This is a genomic window from Actinomadura sp. GC306 (assembly GCF_004348665.1).
GTDB lineage: Bacteria > Actinomycetota > Actinomycetes > Streptosporangiales > Streptosporangiaceae > Spirillospora.
Genome location: NZ_SMKM01000271.1, coordinates 1 through 9,058, shown reverse-complemented (window position 1 = coordinate 9,058; position 9,058 = coordinate 1). Strand labels below are relative to the sequence as shown.

At 69.7% G+C, this 9,058-nt stretch carries 9 protein-coding genes and 1 pseudogene; 7 read left to right on the top strand and 3 right to left on the bottom strand.

The annotated features are described in order from the left end of the window. Window positions 1-263: pseudogene (locus E1200_RS34030) on the top strand (hypothetical protein); the annotation flags it as partial. A gap of 139 nt (window positions 264-402) precedes the next feature. Further along, window positions 403-1,128: a hypothetical protein gene (locus tag E1200_RS27530; RefSeq protein WP_131954988.1), complete on the top strand. Its 726-nt coding sequence runs from the start codon at window positions 403-405 to the stop codon at window positions 1,126-1,128. 98 nt (window positions 1,129-1,226) lie between these two features. On the opposite strand, the gene E1200_RS27525 is transcribed toward E1200_RS27530, so the two are convergent. Next, entirely contained in the window at window positions 1,227-1,733 is a 507-nt protein-coding gene (locus E1200_RS27525) for an ATP-binding protein (protein ID WP_165950486.1), read from the bottom strand. After that, entirely contained in the window at window positions 1,730-1,921 is a 192-nt protein-coding gene (locus tag E1200_RS34025; RefSeq protein ID WP_165950485.1) for a hypothetical protein, read from the bottom strand. Before E1200_RS34025 ends, E1200_RS27525 begins: the two co-directional genes overlap by 4 nt. Window positions 1,922-2,209: 288 nt before the next feature. Here E1200_RS34025 and E1200_RS27520 point away from each other — a divergent pair, with 288 nt between their 5' ends. From E1200_RS27520 to E1200_RS27510, 3 genes are all read left to right on the top strand, one after another. Next, window positions 2,210-3,067: a helix-turn-helix transcriptional regulator gene (locus E1200_RS27520; protein WP_131954986.1), complete on the top strand. Its 858-nt coding sequence runs from the start codon at window positions 2,210-2,212 to the stop codon at window positions 3,065-3,067. Continuing rightward, a complete protein-coding gene (locus E1200_RS27515) occupies window positions 3,064-3,459 on the top strand; it encodes a DUF397 domain-containing protein (RefSeq protein ID WP_243708868.1) in 396 nt (131 codons plus the stop codon). The genes E1200_RS27520 and E1200_RS27515 overlap by 4 nt, the downstream gene beginning before the upstream one ends. A 360-nt stretch (window positions 3,460-3,819) precedes the next feature. Then, window positions 3,820-5,202 carry a hypothetical protein gene (locus E1200_RS27510; protein ID WP_131954985.1) on the top strand — a complete coding sequence of 461 codons (1,383 nt, stop codon included), beginning with the start codon at window positions 3,820-3,822 and terminating at the stop codon, window positions 5,200-5,202. Between the two features lie 70 nt (window positions 5,203-5,272). On the opposite strand, the gene E1200_RS27505 is transcribed toward E1200_RS27510, so the two are convergent. After that, window positions 5,273-5,500: a hypothetical protein gene (locus E1200_RS27505; protein WP_131954984.1), complete on the bottom strand. Its 228-nt coding sequence runs from the start codon at window positions 5,498-5,500 to the stop codon at window positions 5,273-5,275. A gap of 430 nt (window positions 5,501-5,930) precedes the next feature. Between E1200_RS27505 and E1200_RS27500 the strand changes: the two genes are divergently transcribed. Beyond that, window positions 5,931-7,133 carry a PucR family transcriptional regulator gene (locus tag E1200_RS27500; protein ID WP_131954983.1) on the top strand — a complete coding sequence of 401 codons (1,203 nt, stop codon included), beginning with the start codon at window positions 5,931-5,933 and terminating at the stop codon, window positions 7,131-7,133. Between the two features lie 251 nt (window positions 7,134-7,384). After that, the gene (locus tag E1200_RS27495; protein WP_131954982.1) at window positions 7,385-8,611 is read left to right on the top strand and encodes a helix-turn-helix domain-containing protein; all 1,227 of its coding nucleotides are present in this window, start codon (window positions 7,385-7,387) and stop codon (window positions 8,609-8,611) included. The last annotated feature ends 447 nt before the right edge of the window (window positions 8,612-9,058 follow it).

The window sequence follows — 9,058 nt, the reverse complement described above, 5'->3', positions numbered from 1 at the left end:
CCGGGACGACCGACCCGCCGGCGCCCAACACCCCGATCACCGGGGAGCCGGCCAACGTCGTGCGGACCGACCCGCCCCCGGTCGTGCGGGCGCCCAAGCACGTCGACAACTCGTTCTCGGTGCCCGGCGCCAGCGGCTGCGTGTTCAATGGCGGGGTCGCCAACTGGCTGATCAACCAGATCGGCGGGTTCCCCTCGCCGGCCGGGAAGAACACCGTGATCCAGAACGAGTACGTCGTCCAGAAGCAGTACTCCCAGCTGTAAGGCCGACAGCGGGACCACGGCCGTGCCCGCGGCGACCCCGCGGGCACGGCGTTCTTGCGTTTCACGAGTGTGGACGAGGCCGACCCGGTGGTCTCCGATGCCGCTGGCACCCCGCGCGGCCGGAAAAGGAGTGCTTTTCATGCGACCTGACGACACTCCCGACGGACTCTCCGATGGTGCCTATATCGCCCGGCAGAGCTGGCGCGGCAACCTGCCGATCCTGGTGTTTGTCAGTGTCGTGGACGTGTTCCTGCTGTACCAGACCATTCGGAACCCCCAGCCCGGCGCCGTATTCGCGGTGGCCGCGTTCTGCACGATCACCGTGGTCATGGCCGTCCTCGTCATAAGGCCGGTACGTCGCGGAGAGGTGTCGTTCGCGGTGGACGCCCGCGGCGTCTACTTCGGCCCCACCGGTGAAAGAGAACTGGCGGAGTTGATCCCCTGGTCGTGGATCGACTGCATCGTGACTTTCGACCGGATCGTGCACAGCGGCGACGGGAAGGCGCGACGCCACTGCGTGGGGGTCGAGCTCAATGCCGCGGGCGTCACGGAGCGGTTGAGGCGTTTGCCCAGGCCACCAGGGCTGCCGCCGCCTACCGCGCTGGAGCAGGAGTTCAACGAGGCGGCCCTGTGGCCTTGGTTCGATCGCCTGCTCGGCCCGCCGTCGCTGGTGCAGACAGATATTCAGGGCTGGCGACTGGACACGGCAAGCCTGGCCCGAGCGGTCGCGCTTTACGCGCCTGACACGTCCATCGAGCGCCGGCCCACCCAGCCGGCTCCGAGCATCGCAAGGGTCGCGGCCACCGCCTGGGAAGTCCACAAAAACCTCAAACGCCGAACCGACCGAGACGACCCCCACCACTAACGCGACGACCACCAGCCCCCCGTTCTCGTTGACTTGCGGCGTGTTGTTGTTATGGGCGGCCGGATAACAACAACACGCCGCAAGTCAACGGCTGCGGGTCACCGGTCGCGGGAGTGCGCGGAGGTGTTCGCCGCCAGGGCGGACTCCTCGTGGGCGCCGTCAGCGGGACGCGGCGGAGTTGGTGCGTCCTCCGGTCCGGTCGGGCGAGCGTCGGGCGGCGCGGTGTGCGGAACCTCGAACCAGACGCGCAGCCGGCCGTCGTCGAGCTGCTCGAAGCCCCACGACTTGGCGAGCATCGACAGGATGGGCAGGCCGCGCCCGTGTTCACCATGGGGGTCGTCGACATGATGCGGGACGGTGGCACCGCCCTCGTCGGTGACCTCGATCCGGATGTTGGCCGTGTCCACGTAGGCGTCCACCTCCACGAGGTGACCCTCGCCGTGGACGATCGCGTTGGTGAGCGTCTCGGACAGCAGCAGGACGCTGTCGTCGCAGGCGCTGTGCTCCGCCCCGAGCAGCGGTTCGAGCCGTCCGAGCAGCCACCGCCGCCCGTTCGCCACGTTCTTCGGGCTGGACGGGATGACGCACGTTCCCAAGTGCTTCACCGGGTCCGCACCGCCCACGCCACCCGCGCGGCCGTCTCCGCGACGTCCCCGGCCCTGCACCACTGCCCGCCGAAGGAGTAGAGCCACCGTCCCCGATGGTCGATCGCCGCGACCCCGAGCCAGGTGCGCGGCCACGCCCGCTCCGGCACCCACAGCACGGCCTCACCGCGCGAGGGGTGGACCAGCATAGAGGTGCATTGTTGGCTTTCGCCCAGTTTGTAACACAGATCAGCCAGGAGGCTGAACCGCACCGAATGCGGTCGCTGATCCGCTGACATCGTCGGACGCCCTTTCTCCGGGCACGCGAACGACCACGATTCACCCGACTTTCTTGCGTGATCGCCCGTCCACCGTGCGTGACTTTCGCTACGGTCAGAGCATGAGGCGGACGGCCCGCGTCTGTAAACCCAAAGAAGTGAACTCGCTCAAAGAATCATGGTCCGCTCGATGGGCAAATACCTAGCGGAGGTGCAAGCGTGGCAAGTCGGACGAGCCCCACGGTGCGGAGGCGCCGCCTCGCGTCCGAAATGCGGAGGCTGCGCAGGGAGTCGGGAAAAACCCGCGAAGAGGCGGCCAGGTTCGCGGACATCGCCCCCGCCACGGTCAGCCGCATCGAGGCCGCCGTGCACGCGCCGAAGGTCGCCGACATCATGGCCCTCTGCAAGTTCTACGGCCTAGACGACGAGCGCACCGACGTCCTCGTCACCCTCGCCCGCCAGAGCCGCCAACGCGGCTGGTGGCAGAAGTACGGAGACGCGATCCCGGCCTGGTTCGAGGTCTACGTCGGCCTCGAAGAAGAGGTCTCGGAACTCCGGACTTACCAGTCTGAGGTGATCTTCGGCCTTTTGCAGACGGAGGCATATGCCCGCGCCGTGCTGCTCGCGGACGACAATGTCTCACCTGACGATGGGGAGCGCATGTTGGAGGTCCGCATGCGGCGCCAGAAGCTACTCGACGAAGGTCCTGAACGTCCGAAGTTGTGGATCATCCAGAACGAAGCGGCCCTGCGCAGGGAGGTCGGCGGCCGAGCTGTGATGCATGAGCAGCTGGATCGCCTCATGACCATCTCTCAACTGCCGGGTGTGACCATCCAGGTGCTTCCGCTGTCCAGCGGTGCGCATCCGTCCATGCACGGTTCCTTCGAGATCTTGGGGTTTCCGGATCGCCGTGATCCGGACGTCGTATACGTTGATTACCGAAATGGGTGCATTTATCTTGAGGGGCCAGGAGAAGTAGATGACTACGCGCAGCTCTTCAACCAGCTACGGGCGCGGGCACTCGGCCCGGATGAGACCCGTGCCTTGATCGGCGAGGTAGTCCAGCGGATGGCGTGACCAATGAGGAAGTGGAGATCTCCATGACGGACCTCTCCCAGGTCAGATGGCGCAAGACGAGTGCCAGCGCCAACAACGGTTCCTGCGTGGAGGTCGGAGCCTGGCGCACGAGTAGCTACAGCATCGGCAACGGCGGAGAGTGTGTAGAGGTCGGAGCCTGGCAGGCGAGCAGCCACAGCACCGACGAGGGCAACTGTGTTGAGGTGAGCGAAGCCTGGAGGACAAGCAGTCACAGTGCTAACAGCGGTTCCTGTGTCGAGGTCGCGCCGGGCCAGGTGTCGGTGCTGGCGCGGGACTCCAAGGATCCGGACGGGCCGGTGCTGGGCTTCGGGGCCGACGCGTGGGGTGCCTTCCTCGACACCGTGAAGAGCGGCCGCCTCGACCTCACCTGACGGGAACGCGGGGCCGGCGGCGACCTGTCGGTGCGCGTCGTACGTCCCGGCGGCCCCATGCATTTCATGGGGGAAATCGGCGCGTGTGAATACGCGACGGGCCGGTTCGTCAGCCGGCGGAATCTTTTCCTCACCCGTTGCCAATCGAGCAAGCCGCAATGGTCGGCGACCTGTCAGCGGATGATGATGTCCGTCCGCTTCAGGACAGTGACCTGGAAGGGGACGAGCGCGCGGGTTAGCCTGCGTCCGCTGATCGTTCCGCGGTTCCCCAGGCAAAGGCCCACACCGATTCTCGGCAGCGCATAAGGGTGCGGGCCACGGTGCCCGGCCGCGCCAGGCCGTCAGGAGTGGGTGAGCGGTATGGAGACCTCGGAATCTCGGGCGGAAGAGGACTTCGAGGCGATCCGCGTCCTGGTGATCGGGGCGATGGTGCTGTGCGCGGTGGGCACCCTCGGGGCGGTGGCCAAGGCGGCGGCACCCGCCAACATCCCTGCACGCGCACCGGGATTCGCGGACGTGTTCCGCATCAACCCCGGCGTGGTCTCCGTGTCGGCGACCGTCGTGGTCGCGATCGTGACGGTCGCCGGAGTGGCGGCGCTGTGGTGGTCGGTGCGGCGGACGTGGCCGTGGCTGCTGATCGCGGGCGTGGTGCTCGTGCTGATCGGCGAGTCCGCCGCGTCCCCCGTTCCAGTGACCTCGACGACTCCCGGGGAACCCTCCTGGCTGGCCCAGGGGACGGCCACCGCCGGGGCGCACCTCGTGCTGCTGGGGACGCTGGGCGCCGCGCTGATGTTCGTCGGCATCAAGGCGGCCGGCGCCGGTGCGGTGCTGATCGGGGCGGGCCTGGGCGCCCAGGTGTTCGGCGCGGCCACCGACGTGCTGATGGCCGAGGCCCTGCCGCTGGAGCCGGGAGGCTACGGCTACCACTACGCGCCGGTGGCCAAGTCCCTGCTGCACATCGGGCTGCTGCTGGGCGCCGTGGGCGCGATGGTGCTGGTGGGGACGCTGCACCTGCGCTACGGGAAACGTCCCGAGTTGGCGGGGCCGTCCGACGCCGAGCCCGCGGTGGGACGCCTCCAGGCGCTCGCGGGCGCGGCCGGTGCGCTGCTGTTCATCCCCGCCGCCATCATCGGTGACGGCGCGTTCGGTGTGGCCGCCTCCGGGCTGTTGCTGGTGGCGGGGCTCGCGTTCTCCGTCCTCGCAGGCTGGCGGGCGGTCGCCGGACTGGTGCTCGCGACGGCCGTCGTCGCCGGTGTCTCCGGGCCGGCGGGCGCGCTGATCCAGGCGGGGTCGATCCCCACGGTGAGCATGTGGTTCTGGACCGCGTCGGGGGTGGTGGTCGGAGCCGCCGTCGCGTTCCCGGCCTGGCGGTCGTGGTCGGCCGCGGTTGGGTGCGGGCTCTGCGGGGTCCTGCTCCTGGTGCTGATGGCGGTGCGGCCGGACGGGGTGCCCCTGGTCGTGCTGGCGCTCCTGACCGGTGCGGCCACCGCGGCGGTCGCGGCGCTGGGGGTGTGGCTCGCCAGGGACGGTTCGCTCCCGGTCGTCCTCGGGCCGCTGGCGTTCGCGACGATCACCGGGGCCTGCGGGCTCCTCGCGCACTGGCAGGGATCCGGACGGCGCGCACCCGGCGAGGAATTGTTCCGCGAGCCCGGCCACCTCTGGCTCTACGCCGTCCTGCTCCTCCTGGCGGGCGTCGCCCTCGCCGCCCTCGACCGATGGCGAACCACCCCGCCCCCGGCCTGAACCGTCGTCGGCGGCAAGGGAAAACCGCGGCTCGTCACCAAAGGCGAGCCGCGGTTCGGACGTGCGGACGTCAGCTCAAGACCTCGTCGAGGGACTCGGCGGTCGTCGCGCGGCGGGCCCAGGTGTGGAGCTGTTCGTGGTCCTGGCAGGTGGTGATGCGTTCCCGGAGGTCGTCGTCGATGGTGAAGCCGCGCGTCTCCAGGACGGTGAGAAGTAGCTTGGCCTCGCCCCTGGCCTCGCCTTCGGCGATGTGCTTGAGGGCGAAGTCGCTCTTCCACTCGTACGTGCCGGCCTGCATGATCTCCTCCAAGCGGTGTCGAGCGGCACCTCATGTTTGGCGGGGGGCATGAGGTGGACGCTATCGGTGTTCGTGTCGCTACGGAGAGCGAAAAGCGTTACGTGGGGCGATGGGGGATCTTCTTGTTGCATGTCCCTGTTCGTGATGCTTCTCCGCCGGTTCCGGGCGTCCTGCGACCTGGCCGGGACGGTAACGATTCGGCTGGGGGGTTCGAGGCCCTTAATCATCCGGTGATCAACACCGAACGTCATTCGCTCGCAAAGTGAGCCTGTATGTGGTGTGCGGGACGGAGCAGGCGCCCATAAGTGAGCAATTGCCGATGTAGAACGGCCTGCACGGAGTGTGAAAGTCTTTCAGGAATGGTGCGCGGCGTGCGCCGTTGGGTTACTTTCATTGCATCGTTCCTCTGCCGGCGCGAAGGAGGCCGACGATGACGGGGACCGTCACCGGGCGGGGGCGTCCGGGACCGATCCCGCCGAAGGTGATCGCCATTCTGAGCGCCGAACTGCCGTCCCTCACCGAGGAGATCGTCAGCGAGGTCAAGCGGACGGTCCCGGCGCAGGCGCCGCAGGCACCGCCGGTGCCGCAGCGTACGATCCGGGTCGGCGTGGAGCAGGTCATCTCCGCGTTCGTCGACCAGGTGACCGGGGTGGGCGACACCCACGAGCGCCGCGACGAGCTGTGCCGCGAACTCGGGCGCACCGCGGCCTACGAGGGGCGCAGCCTGGACGCGCTGCAGGCCGCCTACCGGGTCGGGGTCCAGGTCGCGTGGCGGCGGGTCGCGGACGTGGCGAGCAGGCGGCGGCTGCCGTCGGCGATCATGACGCAGCTCGCCGACGCGCTGTTCTCCTACATCGACGAGCTGGCCTCGCTGACCGTCCAGGGGTACCTGGAGGCCCGGTCGCGGTCGGCGGACGAGCTGGCCGGGGCGCACCGCAGGCTGCTGCGGCTCGTCCTGCGGCCGGGAGCGCCCGGCGGCGCGCTGGCCGAGACGGCGAAAAGCGTGGGCTGGACGGTGCCCGACGAGGTGACGATGGTCGCCCTCCCGGCGCGGACGCGGTGCATCCGGGCCGCGCTGGCCCCCGACGTCCTCGCCGACCTCGGGGACACCGAACCCCACCTGCTGGTGCCCGGCGCCTTCGACGCCGCCCGGCGGGAGATGCTGGTAGAGGCGCTGCCCGAACGCCGTGCCGCGGTGGGGCTGACCGTCCCGCTGGCGGAGGCGGCCGACTCGCTGCGGTGGGCGCGGCGGGCGCTGGCGCTCGTCGAGGCCGGCGTCCTGGAGGACGGCGGCCCGACCCTGTGCGAACGGCACCTATTGACGCTGTGGCTGCTGTCCGACGAAGCCTTGCTGGACCAGCTTTCGCGGCGCCGCCTGGCGGCCCTGGCGGGGATGAGCCGAACGCAGCGATCCCGGATGACCGAAACCCTGGGTGCTTGGCTTGAGGCACAAGGCAACGCGGTTGAGACCGCCCGGCGACTGCGCGTCCATCCGCAGACGGTGCGGTACCGGATGCGGCGCCTCAGCGAGACGTTTGACGAGCAACTGGCCGATCCGGCGTCGCGTTTCGTCCTCGACGCGGTGCTCCGGGCGAGCCGTCTCCGGCAGGAGCGGAGGCCGTCGATGCGGTGAGTGGAGTGCGGTCGTACCGTGCGTGTCCGCATGGACGACACAGAGTGATTTTATGTTCTCTTTACCTTGAGTCATGGCGGCTTGGACCTACGGTCGCTGTGTCTCAGTTCACAGCCTGTCGGGGGCGCACAGGGGTCCCCGCTCGGTGCGTCCCTGATGTCCGTAGCGAAGCCGACCGTCCGGGACGCCGGGTGCCCCCTGCCCGGACCCACGCCACGACCCGTGACGGCGGCGTTCTCGGAGGTGTCTCGATGACGCGGACGCTCACGCCGGAGGCCCTGCGGTCGCAGCCGAAGCTGCCGCGGCGGCTGGCAGCGATGATGCGGCCGGAGCTCCCGAGCCTGTCCAGGGAGATCATCCAGGAGGTGCGCAGGTCGATTCCCGAGTACGGGCGGCCCATGGAGGGGCCGTACGTCGAGGCGCTGAGGATCGGCGTCGAACGGGCGCTGACCGATTTCGTCGAGCAGGTCGCGAACCCCCGCGCGCCGCGGGAGCGCTACCGCGAGACGTACCGCAGGCTCGGCAGGTTCGAGGCGCAGGAGGGCCGCACGCTCGACACGCTCCAGGCCGCGTTCCGCATCGGCGCGCAGGTCGCCTGGCGCCGGATCATGAAGGTCGGCCCGCGCCGGCATCTGTCCAGCGACGTCATGGCGCAGCTCGCCGACGCGCTGTTCACCTACATCGACGAGCTGGCCGCGCTGGCGCTCCAGGGCTACCTGGACGAGCGGCCGGACGGCGAGATCAAGGGCCACCGCAGGCGGCTGCTGGAGCTGCTGCTGCGTCCGCGCGGGCCCCGCAGCGCCCTGGACGACGTCGCGGCACGGGCGAAATGGCCGATCCCGGACGAGATGACCGTCGTCGCCGCCCCGCCCGGCTCCCCCTACGTCCGGGGGGCCCTGGACGAAGACGTGCTCGCCGACCTCACCACCCCCGAGCCGTTCCTGGTGGTGCCGGGCAGGCTGACGCCCGAGCGGCGGCGGTCGCTGCTGCGGGTGCTGCCCGAGGGGCAGCTCGTCGCCGGGCCCCGGGCGGCCGCCGGGGGACTCGCCGACTCGCTGCGCTGGGCGCGGCACGCGCTGCGGCTCGTGGAGACGGGCGTCCTGCCGGGCGCCCCCGTGACCGACTGCGACGAGCACCTCATCACGCTGCTGCTGCTGTCGGACCAGGCCCTCGTCGACCGGCTCGCTCGCCGGCACCTCAGCGGGCTGTCGGAGTTCCCGAGCCGGCAGCGCGGCCGGCTCATGGACACGCTGCACGCCTGGCTGGTGAGCCGCGGCACCGCCGCCGAGATCGCCGAGGAACTGAACATCCACCCGCAGACCGTCCGCTACCGGATGCGGCAGCTCGAAGGCGTCCTCGGCGACCGGCTCAACGACCCGGAGGCCCGTTTCGCGATCGAGGTGGTGCTGCGCGCGACGTCATTGCGGCGGCGGTCCGCGGAGGACGCCGCCGACGGCCGCAAAAGGCTCACTCGCTGACAATCGGAGAATGTCGCCCCGTCCGTTGATGAGCATGCGGCAATGACATTGGCGGACGGGGTTGATAGCCCATTAACGCGCGTGCTTCCATCCAATTCTGAGACATTAATCGGGATGGTCTCCGCGGGGTGGAGGTGCGTGCAGGGTGCGCTCACGTGCGGCACGTTCGGTCGTGGCGGTCCTGGGCGCGGCGGCCCTCGTCGGCCTCACGGGCGCGCACCCGGTGAGCGCTGACGAGACGAGCCCCGCACCGTCCCTGAGCGCTACGGGCACACCGACTGAGACGGCGACTGAGACGCCCACCGAGACTCCGACTGAGACACCGTCCGAGACTCCGACTGAGACACCGACGGAGACGCCCACCGAGACCCCCACGGAGACGCCCACCGAGACTCCGACCGAGACTCCGACCGAGACTCCGACTGAGACACCGACGGAGACCCCCAC

Excerpts from the sequence above, each read along its gene's own strand:
- E1200_RS27510 (WP_131954985.1), top strand. The coding sequence starts at position 3,820 with ATGGAGACCTCGGAATCTCGGGCGGAAGAGGACTTCGAGGCGATCCGC.
- E1200_RS27530 (WP_131954988.1), top strand. The coding sequence starts at position 403 with ATGCGACCTGACGACACTCCCGACGGACTCTCCGATGGTGCCTATATC.
- E1200_RS27500 (WP_131954983.1), top strand. The coding sequence starts at position 5,931 with ATGACGGGGACCGTCACCGGGCGGGGGCGTCCGGGACCGATCCCGCCG.
- E1200_RS27495 (WP_131954982.1), top strand. The coding sequence starts at position 7,385 with ATGACGCGGACGCTCACGCCGGAGGCCCTGCGGTCGCAGCCGAAGCTG.
- E1200_RS34025 (WP_165950485.1), bottom strand. The coding sequence starts at position 1,921 with ATGCTGGTCCACCCCTCGCGCGGTGAGGCCGTGCTGTGGGTGCCGGAG.
- E1200_RS27505 (WP_131954984.1), bottom strand. The coding sequence starts at position 5,500 with ATGCAGGCCGGCACGTACGAGTGGAAGAGCGACTTCGCCCTCAAGCAC.